Origin of the sequence: Acinetobacter sp. CE-15 (genome assembly GCF_051059255.1) — a bacterium.
Lineage (GTDB): Bacteria > Pseudomonadota > Gammaproteobacteria > Pseudomonadales > Moraxellaceae > Acinetobacter > Acinetobacter guillouiae.
This window is the reverse complement of record NZ_CP192737.1, coordinates 1,728,359-1,749,594: the sequence shown is the minus strand read 5'-3', so window position 1 is coordinate 1,749,594 and position 21,236 is coordinate 1,728,359. Positions and strand designations below refer to the sequence as shown.

Here is a 21,236-nt window from a genome sequence, read left to right as displayed (position 1 = left end):
CGGGTTTATACTGATGATCGAAACTACAAAAACCACACATATTAAAGTATACATTTAGATTATTTATTCTAGTCATTCAAGGTTAGAATAGTCTCAAATTTAAACAAATGCTGATGATTTTTCAGATGAAATTTAAAACTTGCTATTCACTTAAAGCATTATCAAAATTGATACAAGTAAGCAGTTTTGCAGCCTTAAATACGGCCTTTGTATCTGTCACCTTTGCTGAAAATCTAAGCTATGTACAAGCAGAACAATATTTACTTGAAAATTCTTATACCACCCAAGCCAATCAAGCACTCAATCAAGCATCTAAACTTCAAGCAGAGGCTGTCAAAAATATTGGTCTACCTCGCATCGATTTAAATGTACGTGCCTATAAGTTTCATACTGAAACAGATATTCCGCTAAATGGGGTCAAAAATAATCTGGAACAGACGCTTTCACAAGGGGTGAATGATCGGGTTGATCAATGGCAATCTGAACAGAACATTCCATCGAATATCACCGATCCTTTAAAACAAGGACTAAACCAAGGAATTCATAGTGGTATTGGCTTAATTCCAGATACAGCCAATGTTGTCCTTGAAGATGAAGTTGTTCGCCCTACAGTTTCTGTGATGATGCCAATTTATACTGGCGGGATTACCTCGACAACAAAGCAGATTGCCAATTTAAAAGTTGAACGTAGTCAACTCGATGCTAAACAACAGCAAGATACACAACGTTTTGAAGTGATTCAGGCGTATTTTAATGTGCAATTACAACAACAGCTGTTCAATGCCAGTCAATTCAATTTGAGTGCAATGCAACAACACTATGACAATTCACTCAAACTTGAAAAACAGGGATTTATTAGCAAAGGACAGCGCATGCAATTTGAAGTTGCGCGCAATAATGCCCAGCGTTCAGAACAAAATGCTTCGGCAAATTTACAAGCCAGTCAGTTCCAACTTCAAAATTTATTGCATAAATCCAAAATTGATCAACTGACGACACCCTTATTTGTCAATCGTCAGCAAAGCCAATCACTCAACCAACTCCTTGCTTCTTATCCTGAAACTTCAAGCCTAGTTCGAAAAATGCAAATGGATACGCAGCTTGCCAATCAGAATGTCAAAATACAGAGCGCCGCAAAAAAACCAACACTTTTTGCGTTTGGGGAATATAGTTTAGATCAAAACCAAAACTGGATTGTGGGTGTTGCTGCTCGCTACAACCTATTTTCAGGGATTGATAAAAACAAAAATGTCCAAGCCGCTGAATTACAAAGATATGCAACAGAGCTTATGACAGCGCGCACCCAACAAGAGATTGAGAATATTATCTACAAATCCTATAGTGAACTCGCCACAGCACAGCAGTCCAATCAATTACTGCAACAAAATGAACAAGCTGTGTTAGAGAATTTAAGAATCCAACAATTATCATTCAAAGAAGATATGGGCACCGCCACTCAAGTCATCGATGCACAGAATCAACTCAGCCTACTCAAAACAGAAAAAGCACTCAATGCCTATAAATATGTGCTCTCTCTAGCAACTTTGCTACAAAGCCATGGTTCTATTGAACAATTTAAAGACTACGTCAATCAAACTAATACAGATTATATTCGTTAAGATGGAGCATAAAATGACAAAACAGCATGACCATCACAATGGACAAAATGATTCATCTTCAACTTCGCAAGCTGATGCAAACTCAGATATTTCATCAAATGAAAATTTAGTTCATCCAGAAATGAATACACAAAACAATTCAGATCCAACAGCTTTATCTGATACAGCTGTAGCACAACAACCTACAGCCGATCAAATTGAAGCTGAAAAAGAAACACCAATCAGAGACTCAGCACAGGAACAAAGTGCTGCGACAAACATCAACGCTGATCAAAAACCTTCTAAAAAGAAAACAATTCTGGTCATTGGCGCAATAATTTTAATTCTATTATTGGGATTGATTGCGTTTGGTCTATGGAAAAGTTATCAACCTAAAACAGTCGATGTTCAAGGACGTGTTGAAGCTGAAACATTACATGTCAGCACTAAAGTTCCAAGTCGGATAGAAGGCATCTTTGTCAGCGATGGTCAAAAAATTGAAAAAGGACAATTGTTAGTTACCCTAAGTAGTCCAGAAATTGCTGCCAAAAAACAACAAGCGCTGGCGAGTTTACAATCCGCCTTAGCCTTACAATCGACGGCAGACAGAGGTTCTCAACAAGAAAATATTGATACCTTATATGCCAATTGGCAAAGTGTAAAAGCTCAAGAAAATCTTGCAAAAACGACCTATCAACGTGGTGCTAACCTCTTTGCACAAGGAGTAATTTCGCGTCAACGCCGTGATGAAATGCATGCCGCTGCGCAATCAGCCACTCAAATGAGTGAAGCCGCTTATCAGCAATATGCACGTGCAAAACGTGGCAGTACCGCTGAACAAAAATCTGGGGCTGATGCACAAGTCGAAATTGCAAAAGCCGCTGTTGCGGAAGCCAATGCTTTAGAGGCGGAAACCAAACTATATTCTCCTGTAAACGGCACTGTATCTAAAACTTATGGTAAACCCTCAGAACTGGTGGCTATTGGTGTCCCTGTTGTAAGTATTATTCAAGATGAAGAAAATTGGGTCAGTTTAAATGTCCGTGAAGATCAATACACCCAAGTTTATCAAGCAAAAAGCTTAGATGGTTTTATACCCGCACTCAATAGAACAGTGTCATTTAACATCAAAAATATAGATGCTGAAGGTGAGTTTGCAACTATTAAAACCACACGTCAGACAGGTGGATATGATATTCGTAGTTTTAAAGTCAAGCTTATACCCGCTGAAGCCGTGCCTGAATTAAAAGTAGGCATGAGTGTGATCTTTAAATTAAAAGAGAGCCAATAAACATGTGGGCGGGCATGTTAAGAGAGCTTCAATATTTGCTCAAGCATAAATGGGATTTATGCTTAGTCACACTTGCCCCGCTCTTTGTGATTATTTTATTCAGTAGTATGTTTTATGCAGGAAAAGCTGAACATTTACCGATTGCGATTATTGATCAAGATCAAAGTGAACTGAGTCGCAATATAGAAAAGTATCTTAGTCATAATCATACGCTTTCAATCTACACAGTATCAGACAATCCCAATGAAGTTGAACATCTGCTCAATCAGACCAAGATTTGGGGATATGTGCATATTCCAGCAGGTGCTGAACAACGTATGGTTCAAGCACAAGATGCACAGATCAGTATTGCTTTTAATCAGTCCTATTTTAGTATTGGCAATGGGATCTCTTCAGCGATGCTTCTCTCTACGGTTGAAGCGATTGCTGATTTTGCAAAGAATTCATATTTTGAAAATAAAATACCTTATGCTGAACTTTCCACCGCAAATATAAAAATTTCTCCCCTGTTCAACCCCAATCTCAGTTATGAGTTCTACTTAGAACCCTTTATGATTCCAGCAATTTTGCACTTATTGCTGTGTTGTTGTGTGGCTTTTGCAGTGGGGCAAGAATTGAAATACGGCACCTTAAATCAATGGGTCCAAGACAAATCTGTATTGAATGCACTTTTGGCAAAAAATATGGTCTATGTGTTAATTTTCTGTTTTTGGACTTGGGTATGGCTATTTTGGCTGGTGGTGATCCGAGGTTGGTTCATTGCTGGCAGTCTATGGATAATTTTACTTGGACAGTTCTTACTTTATTCAGCCTATGCACTGATCAGTAGTACCGTCGTTCTCGCAACTAAAAATTTATCTAAAACTTTTGGATTTATTGCAGTCTATGGTGGCTCCTCGCTGAGTTTTGCAGGCGTAACGCTTCCCTTAAATAATGCACCAATTTTTACCAAATTTTGGGCCAATATTATTCCCTATACATCTTATGCGAAATTACAAACTGAGCAATGGGTTGTTGGCAGTCCTAGTTTTATTTCGATGATTCCTCTAGCTATTCTTGCCGCATATTGTATTTTCTATTTTGCATTATCAAGTTTACTCCTCAATAAAAATTTAAAAGGAGTAAGACATGATTAAATTCTTTAAAGAGCTCGCTCGATACTATATAGACACTTTTAAAAATATTGGGAAAAACTCGTCTATTTTGACCACCATGGTGCTTTCAGTATTTTTTTATAGCATTTTTTATCCTACAGCCTATAAAGCGCAAACGGCTGAAAGTTTGCCGATTATTATTGTAGATGAAGAACAAAGCTATCTGAGCAATACCATCATTACTGAAGTTAGCAAAAGTCCCAATGTAAAAATCACTGAAATTACTGGAAATTTTGAACAAGCAAAACGGATGGTTCAAGAGCAAAAAGCCGATGGTATTTTGTTATTACCTGAGAACCTATCCAATAGTGTGGTTCGAGGTGAGGCTGGTGGTATTGGTTTATATTTGAGTAGTGCTTATTTTCTTAAAACCAAACAAATTGGTTTAGGCTTAGCCACTGCAATTGAAAATGCGGTTGCAGAGCAAGCCGAAAGGTTTGGCAAAATTTCACATTTCCAAGTCGCGCTTCCGATCCATCAAATCCCGTTGTTTAACACACTTTCAGGATATGGCAGTTATATCTTTCCTGCAATTGCACCGCTGATCATTCACCAGACTATTGTTCTAGGTCTGTGCATGTTGATTGCGGGGTATCGAGAACGACGATGGCGAGCCACAACCGCTGAATTTTTTGGAATCTATCTAGCAGCACTCACGATTGGTTGCCTCGGCTGCTATTATCTATTTGGTTTCACTTACTGGATCAATGATTATCCGAGAGGCGGCAATTTCTGGGGCATGCTGTTTTCCGTTCCGATTTTTATTAGTTGCGTGATTGCAATGGCAATGCTTTTAGCCAGCTATCTAGATATTTCAGAACGTGCTGGACATCTGATCGTTTTCACCTCAATTCCATTGTTTTTACTTTCAGGTGCAGCTTGGCCCCTGCAAGCAATGCCAACTTGGATGCAGTATTTTGCTCACCTCTTCCCGTCCACTCAAGGGATTAATTTATTTATTCAGTTAAATCAAATGGGTGTGCCGATTCAGGTGATTATTCCTAAGTTAATTTATCTCGTATGCTTAACAGGAATTTTGATGATATGGGCATATATACGCCTAACGCAAACATATAAAAAATAAGAATAGTTGTGTGAAATTTAATTTATATAATGAATTAAAATTAACAATAAAATCGAATCTTTTAATCAAACTGAACTATTTTTAATCATTTGAACGCGTTTTTGATAAAAAAGTTAGTATTGCTGACGCAAATAGCGTCAGAATAGGCCATTTTCGAAATACTCTGAATACTCAGAATCTCCCACCCTAAGGCACCCACATGCTTTAGCGGGATTTCTTTTCTGTTTTTTTGATAGAGTTTTCCTTTTCGCCAAAATCTGAATTTTAAGGGCTCAGTATGAAGAAAATGAGAATTAGCCTCGCTTGGCAAATTGTTATTGCGCTCTTCTTAGGTATTCTTGTTGGTGCTTTTTTGCACAACGCACCTGAAATTCGCGGTGACATCATTGCAAACTTTTTACAACCATTGGGTAAGATTTTCATTAATCTGATCAAAATGATTGTAATTCCACTTGTGCTTTCCATGCTGATTTTAGGAATTGCCAATGCGGGTGACAGTAAAAGTGTCGGTAAACTTGGGTTAAAAACCATTGTTTATTTTGAGATTATTACGACAGTTGCAATTATTGTAGGCTTAGTTGCTGCCAATGTATTCCAACCTGGTGCAGGCATTGATATGTCTACACTGACAACCTCTGATATTTCGCAATATAAAGAAACGACACAGGAAGTCAGCCATGAAGCTCATGGCTTAGTGAATACAGTTCTTTCACTTATCCCACCGAATATTTTTGCTGCAATGGGTGATGGGCACATGTTGCCGATTATTTTCTTTGCAGTCATTTTCGGTATTGGTCTAGGTTCATTGTCTAAAGAAACCAAGCAACCGTTAATTGACGTGTTAAAAGCTGTTTCTGAAACAATGTTCAAAGTAACTCACATGATCATGATGTTTGCACCATTTGGTGTATTCGGCTTGATTGCTGCGACTGTAGCAAACTTTGGTTTTAGTTCATTATTACCGTTAATTAAACTTGCTGTTTTAGTTTATGGGGCAATCCTGTTCTTTATCTTTATTGTGCTTGGTTTTGTGGCTAGATTCTGTGGTTTCAGTATCTGGACAATTATCAAAATCTTAAAAGATGAACTTATTCTTGCCTACTCCACTGCAAGCTCTGAAACCGTTTTACCACGTATGATGGAAAAAATGGAAGCTTATGGTGCGCCAAAATCAATTACCAGTTTTGTTGTTCCTATCGGTTATTCATTTAACTTAGATGGTTCAACACTCTATCAAAGTATTGCTGCTATCTTTATTGCACAACTTTACGGTATTGATTTAACCATCACTCAACAGCTTGTTTTGGTCTTGACCCTGATGATTACCTCTAAGGGTATCGCAGGCGTTCCTGGTGTGTCTTTCGTGGTTCTATTGGCAACTTTAGGCAGCGTGGGTATCCCACTAGAAGGCTTAGCATTTATTGCGGGTATTGACCGTATTTTAGATATGGCTCGTACTGTATTAAATGTGATTGGTAATGCACTTGCTGTACTCGTAATTAGTAAATGGGAAGGCAAATTCGATACTGAAAAACAAAAATCTTATAATTTTGATGCCACACATTAATTTTTAAGATCAGAGAAACCACCTTCGGGTGGTTTTTTTATACGCTATAGTTATCAAAATTTAAGCGGTAAATTTACTTACAAAATAAATGCATATACTTGCTTAAACTGCAGATAAATAATTATTTTAATATTTTTATAAATTTCATAAACATAGATTATAACAATTGATTAGGCTTCTCTTGCTTAAAACGTTTTAAGTTCCGATTCAGGTTATTTTAAGTCATTTTTTTAATAGTAGCAGTCCAATATGTTCTAAGAACATGTGGAATACAATTTTGTTTAATTTTCAATCACTATAAACAATTGGAAGTGCTACACATGAAAATGATTTGTTATTGTGCTGATGATTTTGCATTGAATGATGAAATCAGTCATGCCGTATGTGTACTTCTTAAAAAAAATGCCTTGCAAGCAACATCATGTATGACGCAATCACCAATTTGGCATAAACACGCAAATAAATTACTTGCGCTTAAAGCGGAGATAAATCATCCAATTGAAATTGGTTTACATCTTAACTTTACCCATTATTTTGACCCTAGCAACTTCCTTTATTATCCACTTAATGAACTCATGTTAAGAGCATGGTCAAGAACTTTAAATAAAGAAAAAATAAGAACAAGTATAATTCAGCAATGGGAACTTTTTGTTGAAGCACTTGGTACACAGCCAAATTTTGTAGATGGACACCAACATATCCACCAATTTCCTGTCATTCGTGAAGTTTTAATCGATGTATTAAAAGAAAAAAACTTTAACGGGTGGATTCGCAATCTAGATCACACCATTTCTATTCAAAAATATCAGTTCAAAAGCAAATCATTAGAATATCTTGGTGCTAAAAAGACACTAAAACTTAGTCAAAAAAATCATTTCAAAACGAATACTTATTTTGCTGGAATTTATGATTTCAAGAATGAAAATTATGCTGCACTGAATTATGAATGGCTAAAATCCGCTCAAAATGGGTTATTGATCATGTGCCACCCTGCTGCTGCTCAACCAAAAGAATTTGACGAAATCCAAGATGCTCGTATTGATGAGTACCAATATTTCAACTCTGAACAATTTTTTCGAGATTGTAAAACTTTCAATATTGAACTCCAACCAATAGGCCAAATGCTATGAGTAGAAATGCTATGAATAGATTAGAACCATTTATTTCATGTGTTGTGCCTGCATATAATGAGGCAGAAAATTTAAAAACATTTATTCCAGCTCTTGCAGCAACCTTGGAACAGCAAAAAGTTTCCTTTGAAATCATCGTGATTGATGATGGTAGCAAAGACAATACCATGACCGTGCTTGAAAGTATGTTGGATCGCTATCCGCTTAAAATTTTAGAACTGTCACGAAATTTTGGTAAAGAAGCCGCCTTAAGTGCAGGGCTAGATCATACAACGGGGAATCTAACCTTAATGATCGATGCTGATTTCCAGCATCCTCTTGATGCTATTCCCACCATGATCAATCTTTGGAAAAATGGTTATGACATGGTTTATGGAATTCGTAATAGAAATACTGAATCTGGACTAAAACGTTTATTTACATATGTTTATTATAGAATTCTCAATTTAAGTTCAGAAGTCGTTATTCCTGAAAATGCAGGCGATTTTCGCTTATTAGATGAAAAAGTCGTAGAAGCGATTAAAACACTTCCCGAGAAAAACCGTTATATGAAAGGTCTATATGCGTGGGTCGGCTTTAAATCAATTGGTATTCACTTCTCTGAGTTAGAAAGAAAAAATGGTCAATCAAGCTTTAACTTCAAGGCTTTATTTAACCTTGCCCTTTCAGGACTTACAGGATTTTCTAATCTTCCTTTAAGAGCGTGTATCGCATTTGGAGCTTTGTTGGCACTTTGTTCGGTTTCCTATGGCTTCTATATTATTTTTGAGACTTTAGCCGAAGGTATAAAAGTCCCAGGTTGGGCAACATTAATTGTTGAAATCAGCTTATTGGGCGGTATTCAATTATTGTTTATTGGAATATTGGGGGAATATATCAGCCGAATTTATACGGAAACAAAAGATCGACCTCGTTATATTGTTTCCAATAAATACTCCAATACGAAGTACCTTCATTACACACCTTCAAATAAAAATAAAATCTTTTAAAAATATGGTTAATTCAAATATTTATGCGTTTTCAAAATTTTGTATCGTTGGTGGCGCTGCAGCATTAACACATTATTTGGTGTTAATGCTGCTTATACACCTCACATCAATAACACTTGCGTTAGAGAATTTAATGGCGTTCAGCATTGCATTTTGGGTGAGCTACTTTGGACATCGCATAATTACCTTCAATGCACAAAAAACTCGACATATACATGTATTACCCAAATTTTTACTTGTTGCTTGTCTAGGTTTTATCTTTAACGAAGCATTCCTACTCACGACCCAGCATTTTTTCCATGCTGAAAATTTATCAACTCTTATCATTTTAACTATTGTAATTACAGCAATTTTTACATTTTTTTTAAGCAAGTTTTTTGCTTTTAAATTTTCAGGATAAGCGCCATGAAACCTATTTTTCGTTCATCTAAAACTTTGCTGATTTGCTTATCACTTTGGTTACTCATCTCAGTTTTTATTCGCCCAATGTCTGTACCAGATGAAGGACGTTATGGGGATATTAGCCGCTGGATGTATGAAAGTGATGATTGGTTAATACCACGATTAAATGGTATTCCATTTATGCATAAACCCCCCTTACTACACTGGTTAACAGCAAGTTTAATGGAAATATTTGGTTCACATGTTTGGGTTGCTCGTCTAGTTCCTGCATTTGCTGGCATTATCATGTTGGTCAGTTTATTTGTTTTTACTAAGAAACATGTGAATGAAAGAATTGCCCAAATTTCGACTGCTATTTTAGCAACTGGATTATTATTTTATGGCTGCGCTGAATACATTAATCATGACATATTAGTTGCATCTTGGATTAGCTTAACAGTATTTTGCTTTGCAGATTTCATCCTCAGTGGTAAAAGAAATATTTTATTCCTCGGTTATTTTGCATGTGCATGTGCATTTTTAAGTAAAGGATTAATTGGTGTACTGATTCCAGGAATGGTTATTCTTCCTTGGATGATTTACATAGGACAATGGAAAAAAATCCCAGCAGTTTTAAACCCATTTGGTCTCTTGTTATTTGCGCTAATTGCTTTGCCTTGGGTATTTATCGTTCAACAACATTATCCAAACTTTTTACATTATTTTTTTATTGAGCAACAATTTAGTCGATTTAACTCTGGCGAATTTAATAATAAACAAGGTTGGTATTTTTATGCAGCCTTACTGTTTGTGAATTTTTTACCAATCATACTCGCTAATGGCTTCAAATTTTCGAGCAACGCCATTCGCGCACAAACAACCCAACCTATTTTTAGTTTACTCGTCTGGTGGGCGTTGTCCGTTTTGTTGTTCTTCTCGATCCCACCATCGAAACTTGCAGGTTATATTTTACCCTCAATTGCCCCATTTACAATGATTTTCGCATTTATGACAAATCGAATCATTGAAGAAAATAAATTGAGCAAGTTCCAAGTTTATGCACTTCCAACATTACTATTTGTATTGGCGAGTAGCTTAGTCGTTGCCACATTTACCATGCATCGAGATATTGGCTTTTACTCCGCTGAGAAAAATCAAATTTTCGCAGTTGCAGGAATTGTGATGATTCTCTGCGGTATCTTAATCGTCTTGTTTAAAAAACATAAAATTGATTTTTTCACCTTTATTGTTGCTTGTATGATGGTGCTATGTAGTATGGCAAGTAGTAGCGTGCAATTCTTTGATGTTAAATCTAACTCAAATCAGGTTAGTTTTGTTCAAGATATTCCAAAGAATCAACCTATCGTTTTTTATAATAATTATTTCTATGATGTTCCTTTCTTATTGAATCTCAAAAATCCTGTTTATGTTGTAAAAGATTGGTCAAAAGTAAATACTGATAGTTCCTCCCTTGAACTTAAAGATGGCTTACTTTTTGAAGCCAACAAAGCGCAGTATCTTTGGGAGTTTTCACAATTTAACCAAGCAATAAAATCTAAGCAAAAATTGGTCGTCTTTGCAAAAGCTGGAGATTTAAAATTAGATCCGTTGCAAAATCAATATCATGTTCAACACAGCCGTAATTTTGATATTTTTATTATAAATTAATTGTGATTTTCTCTAATTAATTAACAAAAATAAGGAAACTCTCTTGATGGATTGTTTCCTTTGAGCAATATTATTTTAATTTTTGAATCTGAAGCTATCTTAATAAACTCTTGGGTTAAATAACCATCTTTTGCAAGGCATACATTCCAATCGTAAACTTGCCCCCCATGAATCATTAAGCTTTCAACTTTCCATTCGGCCCGTTTTTTAAAATTCACTATCCCCAATTTATTTGTGAACTTTTCATCATATTGATCATCTATTTTTGCAGGATGTACTGCCGTTACTAACACGACTTTTACATCAGGAATTGCTACTCCCTGCTCATTTACAACAGTCACAGTCACTTGAGGCTTCTGTGTTTTATATATCGGATAACAGCTAGTTAAAGAAATCAGTATTGGTATTAGAAATGTATATCTATTCATTCATTTACCTTGTATAGCCACAGCTCAATTTTGAGTTTCCTTGTGGTGTTTCATCTAAAGCGTTCTCAATATTCCAATCATCACCCACAACCTTACGTAAATGATAGAGCACCGTTGTCGGTGTACCCTTAAATACAAAATAATAACCATTGGATTGAGTTTTACCCGATTTATGTTTTTGTAAGGCAATTTTGATCAGTTGTGATCCAAAAACATGACGATCTACTGCTAAATCATCCTGTTCAGTATGTGCAGTTTTATAATAGCGATAACCTTGCACACCATAATATGTATTATTACCAATAATCATCGTCTGTTTAGATTTATTCAGCTTTACATTTTTCTGCCCATCACGGCTAAAATCTTGTAAAAGTACAGCTATTTTACTTTCAGGATGTTGAAAAAGTGCATAACAATTGATCGCTTTAGTATCGATAAGTGTATCTATCTGAATATTCTGAGCATTTACCAATTGTGTAGAAATCAAACCGACTATAAGTAAACTTATTTTATTTATATTCTGAAACTGTTTCATAGATTATTTTCCAGCAGTCGTTTGTGAAAGCAATATGTTTTATAAGGACTCTAAAGTCACGATTAGGTCATTTATTTTTATGAACAAAAAAATGTAAAAATTCATAATAGACTTCTTTCATAAGCCCTTTTTAAAACCATAAATCAACATAAAAGCACCCTCATCCTAACCTTCTCCCTGCGGGCATAGGTATCTACACAATTAAATCTATTTAAGTTAAATTGGAGAGCATGCTCTCCAATTTAACATTCCACACTTAGATAACCGATTAGTTAAACGCTACGGAAGTCTTGTAAAACTTAATATGAATCCACTTGCTTCATTAGCCCCAGCGCTTAAAGATATTGCCTCTACCCAAAAGACTAGCTTTGCTACAACCCAAGCAGTTTGGCGTTTCTTAAATAACGAAAACGTTTCATTTCAACAACTCAATCAGCCTCTTCAGAAACTTGCGCTTGAACAAATCGCTCTATCGAATCACCACTATGCCTTAGTTGCTCATGATTGGTCTCAACTACAATATTTCAAACATAACAACAAGTTAAATAGATTCAAAAGAACACATGCAAGTGACAAAGGCTATGAATTACAAAGCAGTTTATTAATTGATGCTGAAACGGGTTTACCCATTGCACCATTAGATCAAACTTTATGTGATGCTACTGGACGTTATTCAACATTTACTGATGGGCATAAAATAAAAGAAACCCACTTAAATGCACTATGTGAACAAATCGAACATATTGAGTCTTTACCAATAGAAAAGAAACTCGTACATATTATTGATCGTGAAGGAGATTCAATTGCTCATCTTAGATTATTGAATCAACAAGAACATTTATTTCTTATTCGAGGTAAAGAAGGAAATCGTGTTGAATATCAAGGAGAAGATGTTAAGTTAAGGGAAGTGTCAGACCAAATACCAACTACACAAACCCATACAATTCAATATAAAGGGAATTGCGAACAACTCTATGTTGGTGAAACTCAAATCAGTATTACACGTAATGCAAGACCAATGCAGAAAGACGAAACGGGAAAAAGAGTTCCACCACAAAAGGGAAAGTCATTAACCGTTCGACTGATTGTAGTTGAAGTTAAAAATAAGCAAGGAAAATCACTTTCTCGTTGGAGCTTATTAAGTAATGTATCATCAGAAATTCCAAGTATAGAATTGGCAACTTGGTATTACTGGCGTTGGAAAATAGAAAACTATTTTAAGTTGTTAAAACAGGCGGGCCATGACATTGAGTCATGGCTACAAACAACTCCGCAAGCGATATTAAGACGACTCTTAATTGCAAGTATGGCATGTGTGTTAACTTGGCGAATACAGCGAGAAAATGATGAGAAAAATTCAAGAGTTAGAGTCTTTCTAACACGTCTATCAGGAAGACAACAAAAAAGAGGAACAAGGGAAAGTGCTCCTGCAATTTTGGCTGGTCTGTCAATATTACTGAATACACTACAATTATTATCTGAACATTCGGTTGATGACCTTAAGCTGATTGCTGAAATTGCATTAGAGTCTCTACAAAAAGATGTGTAGATACCAATGCCCAGTGGGAGAAGGGACTTTCAATACCAATATGATTCACTCCACATGATCATTTTTTGATTCATGAATGATCTTTAATGCACAAAAACCACAATAAAGTGGCTTTTGTCATTATCATCTAAAAATTATCAATCAGAAAACGTACTCGTTTCTTTAGCTATGCAATTAAATACGCACTGAGAATAATCAGCATTTGTACAGCTAAAATAACACTAAACCATTTCCAGCCTTTTTGACGAAGGATGACCTTATCTGCTGTTGAATAATTGACTGTTCTTATCATTTTATCACCTCATTCTTGCTACATCATGGAACATCTTTGGGGCAAAACATCGGTCTTTTAATAGACAATGTATAACATGCAAAAAATAAACCAACGTTAAAACTGTAACTAAAATTATTTTATACTTATCTATATAATTAACTTGATATAAATCAACTCATTTTGATGTTTCATTATTTAATCATACATAGTGCCGCTATCACGTGGCAGCATAAATCTCACCCTTGAGTGGAGATAATGAAAATATTGATCAGTTTAAAAACAAAAAAGCCCCTTACGGGGCTTTTACAATTCATTGGTCTAGATCTAATTAACCAATAAACTTACGCGCATTACGGAACATACGTAACCATGCACCATCTTCAGTCCACTCTTCAGGCTTCCAAGAGTGCTGAATTGCACGGAAATTACGTTCAGGATGCGGCATCATAATCGTTGCACGGCCATCTTTTGAAGTCACCCCAGAAATCGCTTCAGGAGAGCCATTCGGGTTCAATGGGTATTGTTGAGTTGCATTACCCATGCTGTCTACATAACGTAAAATTACTTGATTACCCGCATTTAGCGCAGCAAAGTTTTCAGCAGAAGTTTCTGCACGACCTTCACCATGTGCAACAGCGATTGGTAAAATAGAGCCTTCCATACCTTCTAGAAGAATCGATGGAGATTTCTCAACTTTCACATTCACAACACGTGCTTCAAATACTTCTGAAGTATTACGGCGGAAACGTGGCCAGTTGTCTGCACCCGGAATGAGTGGCGCAAGCTGAGCCAACATTTGACAACCATTACAAATACCTACAGAGAAAGTATTGTCACGGTTAAAGAATTTCTCAAATTGATCACGAAGTTTAGGATTAAACAGTACAGACTTAGCCCAACCACCACCAGCACCTAAAACATCGCCATAAGAGAAACCACCACAAGCAACCAAACCTTCAAAGTCATCTAAATCTACACGACCTGAAAGTAAATCACTCATGTGAACATCAACCGTATTAAAACCAACTTTATCGAATGCCGCAGCCATTTCAACATGACCATTTACGCCTTGTTCACGTAAAATCATCATGTTTGGACGACGTTCATTGATATAAGGTGCTTCAACAGGCTCATTTAAATCAAATGTTGGTAATGCAATTATACCTTTATGGTTTTTATCACCAATTAATGCAAATTCTGAATCAGCGGTTTCTACGTTATCACGTAAACGTTGAATTTGATGAGACACTTCAGTCCAAGCTTGTTGCAATTCAGTACGATCAAGTAGCAAACCGTTCACTGACAATTTATCAGAATCATTGACAGTACCAACAACACGAATTGCTTCTCTTAAACTAGAAGTTGCAACTTCATCTGTCAAACTTGCCCAGTCTGCTTTAGAAATTTGCAATACTGCACCGATTTCTTCAGCAAATAAGCTTTCAGTAGATTGATCTTCAAGTGCTACACCTAAACGTGAAGCAAACATCATTTCAGCAACAGTTGCCAATAAGCCACCATCACCGATGTCATGATATGCCTTGATCAAACCGCGATTATTCCAATCTTGAACCAATGCAAAGAATGCTTTGAACTCATCAAAGTTATCAACATCAGGTGTAACAGAACCAATTGCTTTATACACTTGTGCAAGGATCGAACCGCCTAAACGGAACTGACCTTTAGATAAATCAATACGTACCAGAACTGAATCTTCATTTTTCAATTCAGGTGTCAATGTTTTCCGAACATCCAACACAGGTGCAAATGCAGTGATGACACCAGACATTGGTGAAGTCACAGATTTATCTTCGCCTTCGTCATTCCAAGTTGTACGCATTGACAATGAGTCTTTACCCACTGGAATTGCGATACCCAATGCAGGACACATTTCCATACCGATAGCTTTTACGCCTTCGAATAATGCTTGATCTTCACCTTTTTGACCTGCGGCCGCCATCCAGTTAGCAGACAGTTTAATATCGCTAATCTGTTCAATATTGGCACACATGATATTGGTGATGGACTCAGCCACAGCCAAACGTGCCGAAGCAGCAGGATTTAGCAATGCAACAGGAGGACGTTCACCCATTGCCATTGCTTCACCAGTATAGCCTTGTAAGCTTGTTGTGGTTACCGCAGCATCCGCAACTGGAACTTGCCAACGGCCCACCATCTGATCACGCGATACCATACCTGTGATTGAACGGTCACCAATGGTGATTAGGAATGATTTTGAAGCCACTGTCGGGTTTTTCAATACACGGAAGATCGCATCTTTTAAATCGACTTTAGATGCATCAAACTCATCACCTTTACGTTGAATCGTTTCATATGAACGGCTCATACGTGGCGTGCCACCAAGCATGACTTGCATTGGCATATCCACTGCTTTGTTTTCAAACAATGGATCGTTTACAGTCAATTGACGTGCTTCAGTCGCTTCACCCAATACCGCAAATGGGCAACGTTCACGTGCACAAATCGATTCAAATAACTCTAATGATTCTGGTTTGATAGCAAGCACATAACGTTCTTGCGCTTCATTTGACCAGATTTCCATTGGCGACATGCCTGGTTCAAGTGATGGGATTTTACGAAGATCAAGAGTTGCACCCAATTCGTGATCATTCACAAGTTCAGGCATTGCATTGGAAACACCACCCGCACCTACATCGTGTACAGATACGATCGGGTTAAAGTCTTCCATTCTCCAACATGCATCAATCACTTCCTGACAACGACGCTCCATTTCTGGGTTTTCACGTTGTACAGAAGCAAAATCTAGGTTTTCACCCAATTTACCACTATCTACAGAAGAAGCTGCACCACCGCCCAAACCAATGAGCATCGCAGGGCCACCCAGTACAATCAGTAAATCGCCTGGCTGAATTGCATCTTTTTCAACATGGTCAGGACGGATATTCCCGTAACCACCCGCAATCATAATCGGTTTATGGAAACCTTTTACTTCGCCATTAACATTTTGCTCAAAAGTACGGAAGTAACCATTTAACGCAGGGCGACCAAACTCGTTGTTAAATGCTGCACCACCTAAAGGACCATCAATCATGATCTGAAGTGGTGATGCCATACGAGATGGTTTACCGTAGTTTTCTTCCCAAGGCTGTTCAAAACCGGGAATATTAAGGTTAGAAACCGTAAAGCCCGTTAAACCCGCTTTTGGTTTACCACCACGGCCTGTTGCACCTTCATCACGAATTTCACCACCTGAACCTGTCGCAGCACCTGCAAATGGAGCAATTGCTGTTGGATGGTTGTGGGTTTCCACTTTCATGAGAATGTGAGCAGCTTGGCTCTTGTATTTATAAATATGGTGACCCGTAGCTTCATCTTTTTTCGGATAGAAACGCTGTGTGTCAAAACCAACAATTACAGAAGCATTATCTTTATATGCTGACAAAACATCTGTAGGTGATTCTTTATAAGTGTTTTTAATCATTTGGAACAATGATAATGGTTGTTTTTCACCATCAATTGTCCACTCTGAACCAAAGATTTTATGACGACAATGTTCTGAGTTTGCTTGAGCAAACATCATCAACTCGATGTCGTGTGGGTTACGCCCCATCTTATTAAATGCTGCGGTTAAATAGTCAATTTCTTCATCTGACAAGGCAAAGCCAAACTCAGAGTTTGCTTTAACCAGTGCATCTTTACCTTGCCCCAAAATATCAATTGAGTTTAAAGGCTTAGGCTCAGTTTCAGAGAATAAAGCTGTTGCGTCATCAATTTTATTGAAAACGCTTTCTGTCATACGGTCATGTAAAATTTGTTTTACTTCATTAGAGATTTCAGAAATCCCCTTTAAAGTAAACAAAACACCGCGTTCTAAGCGGTGTACAGGTGTATTACAGTTGGCAAAAATATCGGTTGCCTTAGATGACCACGGTGAAATTGTACCGACACGTGGCGTGACTAAAATCTGGACTTCGTCACTTGCAGCCCGACGAACTTCAAACGATGCGCCATCGTTTAAAAGCTGTAAAGCAGATTGCTGTTGTTGCTCGTTGAGCGTTTGGTCGAAAAGGTAAACCCATTGGCTTTCTATTGATTGAACAGAACTGATCGACGCAAGGCGTGTTAATAGTTGTGTTTGCTTAAAAGAAGAGTGTGCAGGTGCACCGGCAACGATAAACATGCTGTTTTTGGCTCCACGGGCAGGTTTTGGCAACCTACCTCAATGTGACTTGAAGAGAGCGCATATTCTACTGTGAAAGCAAGATTTCAGCTAGTCATATCCCACTTAAAAAACGCTGAAATCTTGGTTTTAAATATCCGATTTACTTTGACTTTCGTCTTTAAACATGATTCGTAACAATTGAATTATTGAGCTGTATAATGAAACTCACCCGTTTTAGGATCTTCTTTCGCAATGATTCCGCTTTTTTGATAAAAGACTTTTCCACAAGAAATCTCAGGATCGATTTCGCCATCAATATCATAGGATAATCGGACATTGATATGTTCTAAATATGGGTTTTGAGATGCAGAGTCAATGAAAAATACATCTAAACTTTCCATGTTATAGCACACATAGATTTTTTCAGGATGCGAGTTCTTATTCAGATCAATTGTATAGGTATGATCTGCATTTTGAGTCATTCGATCAAGCTTGAGGGCCACCGCATTAACCAAATCGCCACTTTTATTGATCGCATATGCATAGTTTGCCGCATCATTTTTATAAGCTTCGTTGCAGTTTTTAATTGGTTGCCCAACCTTCACCTTGCTAGGCGTAAGATCATCTATTGTAAATTTAGCTTTTCCATTCAACATACTGCTCGGTAAGATCCTCCAATACTGTTTATTTTGCGCATTTGGATCATCTGTCCAAACACAATTATTTGTCAGATGACCATCTGGCGTTTCTTGAAAAGCAAAGGTCGCGAAAGCTTGATCTACTGGTTCAGGCTTGGCAGGAATACTTTCTTCAATTTCAGCTTTGCTCGCTTCAATCTTTTTCTGAGTTTCGATTTCTTTGTTTTGATTGGATAGATTTTTATCAGTGGGGCTACACCCTGCGAATAGAATAATCATAGTTAATAAGAAGAATTTTTTATTCATGCTTTACTCTATTTTTTAATGATACAAGGATAATGCTTATTCATATTAACTGTTTATAAGTCTAAACATATTAACTTTAATCATGGAAATTTTCCTAGTGTTTGGACTATCTAGATTATAAATTGGTTTACTGATCATTCAAAAATTTACTGCTCAATGTTTAGTGGATAGAAAAGATCAAAAATTAACAGGCGATTGTATTATTGGATAATTTTTAGGTCATGGTGAACAGCTTTTAATTCGCCTTGATTCTGAAAAACCTGATTATGGCTCTGTTGTTGTCGTGAATCCAATTACAGCAAGAGATGATTGGTTTAGTGTTGAAGCCAACTTTTATGACGTTATTATAAGTTATTTTAAATATAAGGGTGAAAAATACTGGGAAAATATTTCTCAAATATAAACCTACCAAGACAACTTATGTCGCCCGCCCCTAGTACATTTTCAATAAATTTGGCATCATACGATTAACGAAAGAATGAATAATGATAAATGACTCAAATGCGTTGGTTAGAACTCCTTTCAACAGTTCGTTTAGGTAGTAAAAAGCAAAGTACAGAACAGGCACGAAGTCCATTTCATAAAGATTATGACCGCATTATATTTTCGCAAAGTTTTAGACAACTCAATCGTAAAACTCAAGTCCATCCACTAACCCAACATGATGGTATTCATACACGGCTTACGCACTCTTTAGAAGTGTCGTGTATTGGTCGTTCTTTGGGAATGCTCGCTGCTGAAAAAATCAAAAATGAACTCCCCGTTTGGATCTCCCCAGCGGATGTAGGAGCAATTATTCAAGCTGCATGTTTGGCACATGATATTGGTAATCCACCCTTTGGACATGCTGGTGAATATGCGATTCGAGAATGGTTTGATGACGCTGCACATACAAATTTTTTACAAGACCTGAGCCCTGAACAACAAGCAGATGTACGACAGTTCGAAGGTAATGCCCAAGGTTTAAGACTACTTACTAAAATTGACTATCATCCTCATGATGGAGGTATGCGTCTTACTTACGCAACGTTAGGAGCTTACTTAAAGTATCCTTGGCTTTCTAAGACCATCGAATCTCAAGGAAATACTCCTGCAAGCAAACGTGCTAAATTTGGCTGTTATCAAGCTGAAAAAGAAATTCTTAAACAGATTGCAGATCAACTCGGTTTAATTCAATTGGGTGAGTATCATTGGTGTCGTCATCCGCTGACGTATTTACTCGAAGCTGCTGATGACATTTGTTATGCCTTAATTGATTTAGAAGACGGCATTATTCTCAATATGCTCAGCTATGAAGAAGTTGAACCTATTTTTCTTGATTTGCTAGGAGATTATGGTGTTCCCGCTGAACTCAGTATGCCGTATATGACTTGGCAACAAAAAATTGCCGCTTTGCGTGGTCGTGTAATGAAACGTCTGGTCGATGAAGTAACTACTGCTTTCGCAAAACAACATTATCAAATTTTGTCAGGACAACTAAAAGGTTCATTACTGCAATACTGCGCTGAGGATATTGAGATCGGGATAGATCGAGCAAAAAACCTTGCCCGTGAAAAAATCTTTGAACACCCGCAAAAATCAGGTTTGGAAATTATTGCCCATCAGAGTTTACAGCATATTTTAGATGCCTTTATTCCCCTTACGACACCGAATAAAACATTGAGTTTTAAAGATGGTCGTTTACTGTCTATATTAGAACGGTTTGGTGCACGCTTTAGTGATCATCACTATGACAATATTATGCAAGTCTTAGATATTGTGAGTAAATTTTCAGACCATCAAGCCTATAACTTAGCGCAAGAACTTCAAGGTAATAAAGTAGGATTCTTTTGATGAAACGGTTTGTAGATGATGGAATCACATTGAATAGATTTTCTCGGCAACCTATTTTAGTAGAATGTCCATTTTGTTTAAAAAATGCCACCGTCTATACGAAAAAAATTGATGATGTTGATTTCGAGCAACCCTTTTTTAATTGCCAAAATTGTTGTAAATCATTTGACCAAAAAGCCAAACAGGAAAATAACTTAGGCTATTTCTCTGGGGTTTATTTAGATATTGAAGAAACTTGTCGTTGTAAACGTGGAAAATTTCAGTTTCATCAATACTATGCAAAAAAGAGTTTTGTTCCTCAATTTATTGAATTGAATTGCAACTTTTGCCCAATTTCCAAACGGATTTATCCTAACCAATTTGATATACGCAAACAATTTAATCGCGGCTTCAATACAGATCCTTATTTTGGTTATTGCCTAACACTATGTGTATCAACAAGAAATGGACTTGTTTTCGCCTATAATCAAGAACATATTAACTGTTTAAAAGATTATATTTCTGCAAACCTTAGACAAAGAACTTATTTAAATACCAATAAAACCTATTTTAATCGTTTACCTGCTTGGATAAAATCTGCCCGAAATCGCAAAGAAATTCTTAAAGCAATTTTGCGTTTAGAGCAAATGGCATCTACTATTCAACCATTAACAAATAAGTGAACAAA

At 36.8% G+C, this 21,236-nt stretch carries 17 protein-coding genes; 12 read left to right on the top strand and 5 right to left on the bottom strand.

The features are described from left to right. Nucleotides 1-125: 125 nt before the first annotated feature. The 9 genes from ACQ7EO_RS08080 to ACQ7EO_RS08040 all read left to right on the top strand — a co-directional run bounded on the left by ACQ7EO_RS08080 (nucleotide 126) and on the right by ACQ7EO_RS08040 (nucleotide 10,862). Entirely contained in the window at nucleotides 126-1,619 is a 1,494-nt protein-coding gene (locus tag ACQ7EO_RS08080) for a TolC family protein (RefSeq protein WP_034613744.1), read from the top strand. Between the two features lie 13 nt (nucleotides 1,620-1,632). Continuing rightward, nucleotides 1,633-2,889 carry an HlyD family secretion protein gene (locus ACQ7EO_RS08075; RefSeq protein ID WP_434279359.1) on the top strand — a complete coding sequence of 419 codons (1,257 nt, stop codon included), beginning with the start codon at nucleotides 1,633-1,635 and terminating at the stop codon, nucleotides 2,887-2,889. A gap of 2 nt (nucleotides 2,890-2,891) precedes the next feature. Beyond that, nucleotides 2,892-4,025 carry an ABC transporter permease gene (locus ACQ7EO_RS08070; RefSeq protein WP_434279358.1) on the top strand — a complete coding sequence of 378 codons (1,134 nt, stop codon included), beginning with the start codon at nucleotides 2,892-2,894 and terminating at the stop codon, nucleotides 4,023-4,025. Then, the gene (locus ACQ7EO_RS08065; protein ID WP_419315008.1) at nucleotides 4,018-5,127 is read left to right on the top strand and encodes an ABC transporter permease; all 1,110 of its coding nucleotides are present in this window, start codon (nucleotides 4,018-4,020) and stop codon (nucleotides 5,125-5,127) included. Before ACQ7EO_RS08070 ends, ACQ7EO_RS08065 begins: the two co-directional genes overlap by 8 nt. Before the next feature lie 277 nt (nucleotides 5,128-5,404). Then, nucleotides 5,405-6,694, top strand: coding sequence for a glutamate/aspartate:proton symporter GltP (gene gltP, locus ACQ7EO_RS08060; protein ID WP_004822623.1), 1,290 nt, complete (start codon nucleotides 5,405-5,407; stop codon nucleotides 6,692-6,694). Nucleotides 6,695-7,014: 320 nt separating this feature from the next. Then, nucleotides 7,015-7,824, top strand: coding sequence for a ChbG/HpnK family deacetylase (locus ACQ7EO_RS08055; protein WP_434279357.1), 810 nt, complete (start codon nucleotides 7,015-7,017; stop codon nucleotides 7,822-7,824). An 11-nt stretch (nucleotides 7,825-7,835) separates the two neighbouring features. After that, the gene (locus ACQ7EO_RS08050) at nucleotides 7,836-8,813 is read left to right on the top strand and encodes a glycosyltransferase family 2 protein (RefSeq protein ID WP_034613749.1); all 978 of its coding nucleotides are present in this window, start codon (nucleotides 7,836-7,838) and stop codon (nucleotides 8,811-8,813) included. Between the two features lie 4 nt (nucleotides 8,814-8,817). Then, nucleotides 8,818-9,213: a GtrA family protein gene (locus ACQ7EO_RS08045; RefSeq protein ID WP_434279356.1), complete on the top strand. Its 396-nt coding sequence runs from the start codon at nucleotides 8,818-8,820 to the stop codon at nucleotides 9,211-9,213. Nucleotides 9,214-9,218: 5 nt separating this feature from the next. Next, nucleotides 9,219-10,862: an ArnT family glycosyltransferase gene (locus ACQ7EO_RS08040; protein WP_434279355.1), complete on the top strand. Its 1,644-nt coding sequence runs from the start codon at nucleotides 9,219-9,221 to the stop codon at nucleotides 10,860-10,862. A 20-nt stretch (nucleotides 10,863-10,882) separates the two neighbouring features. Here the strand turns inward: ACQ7EO_RS08040 and ACQ7EO_RS08035 are convergent, their stop codons facing one another. Both ACQ7EO_RS08035 and ACQ7EO_RS08030 read right to left on the bottom strand, forming a co-directional pair. Further along, nucleotides 10,883-11,290: a hypothetical protein gene (locus tag ACQ7EO_RS08035; RefSeq protein WP_434279354.1), complete on the bottom strand. Its 408-nt coding sequence runs from the start codon at nucleotides 11,288-11,290 to the stop codon at nucleotides 10,883-10,885. Nucleotides 11,291-11,294: 4 nt separating this feature from the next. Further along, nucleotides 11,295-11,825 (bottom strand): hypothetical protein, encoded by a 531-nt coding sequence (locus tag ACQ7EO_RS08030; RefSeq protein WP_270386222.1) that lies wholly within the window; start codon nucleotides 11,823-11,825, stop codon nucleotides 11,295-11,297. 304 nt (nucleotides 11,826-12,129) lie between these two features. Between ACQ7EO_RS08030 and ACQ7EO_RS08025 the strand changes: the two genes are divergently transcribed. Then, nucleotides 12,130-13,374, top strand: a complete 1,245-nt coding sequence (locus tag ACQ7EO_RS08025; protein WP_262086299.1) for a transposase — start codon at nucleotides 12,130-12,132, stop codon at nucleotides 13,372-13,374. Nucleotides 13,375-13,540: 166 nt separating this feature from the next. Here ACQ7EO_RS08025 and ACQ7EO_RS08020 read toward each other — a convergent pair whose 3' ends face one another. From ACQ7EO_RS08020 to ACQ7EO_RS08010, 3 genes are all read right to left on the bottom strand, one after another. Continuing rightward, nucleotides 13,541-13,666, bottom strand: a complete 126-nt coding sequence (locus tag ACQ7EO_RS08020; protein WP_004822645.1) for a KGW motif small protein — start codon at nucleotides 13,664-13,666, stop codon at nucleotides 13,541-13,543. A 310-nt stretch (nucleotides 13,667-13,976) separates the two neighbouring features. Then, nucleotides 13,977-17,810, bottom strand: a complete 3,834-nt coding sequence (gene purL / locus ACQ7EO_RS08015) for a phosphoribosylformylglycinamidine synthase (protein ID WP_434279353.1) — start codon at nucleotides 17,808-17,810, stop codon at nucleotides 13,977-13,979. A 185-nt stretch (nucleotides 17,811-17,995) separates the two neighbouring features. Continuing rightward, nucleotides 17,996-18,736, bottom strand: coding sequence for a hypothetical protein (locus ACQ7EO_RS08010; RefSeq protein ID WP_434279352.1), 741 nt, complete (start codon nucleotides 18,734-18,736; stop codon nucleotides 17,996-17,998). A gap of 492 nt (nucleotides 18,737-19,228) precedes the next feature. On the opposite strand from ACQ7EO_RS08010, the gene ACQ7EO_RS08005 reads away from it, so the two are divergent. Together ACQ7EO_RS08005 and ACQ7EO_RS08000 are read left to right on the top strand one after the other, a co-directional pair. After that, nucleotides 19,229-20,569, top strand: a complete 1,341-nt coding sequence (locus ACQ7EO_RS08005) for a deoxyguanosinetriphosphate triphosphohydrolase (protein WP_004724400.1) — start codon at nucleotides 19,229-19,231, stop codon at nucleotides 20,567-20,569. Then, nucleotides 20,569-21,231 carry a hypothetical protein gene (locus tag ACQ7EO_RS08000; protein ID WP_434279351.1) on the top strand — a complete coding sequence of 221 codons (663 nt, stop codon included), beginning with the start codon at nucleotides 20,569-20,571 and terminating at the stop codon, nucleotides 21,229-21,231. The genes ACQ7EO_RS08005 and ACQ7EO_RS08000 overlap by 1 nt, the downstream gene beginning before the upstream one ends. Nucleotides 21,232-21,236: the final 5 nt, after the last annotated feature.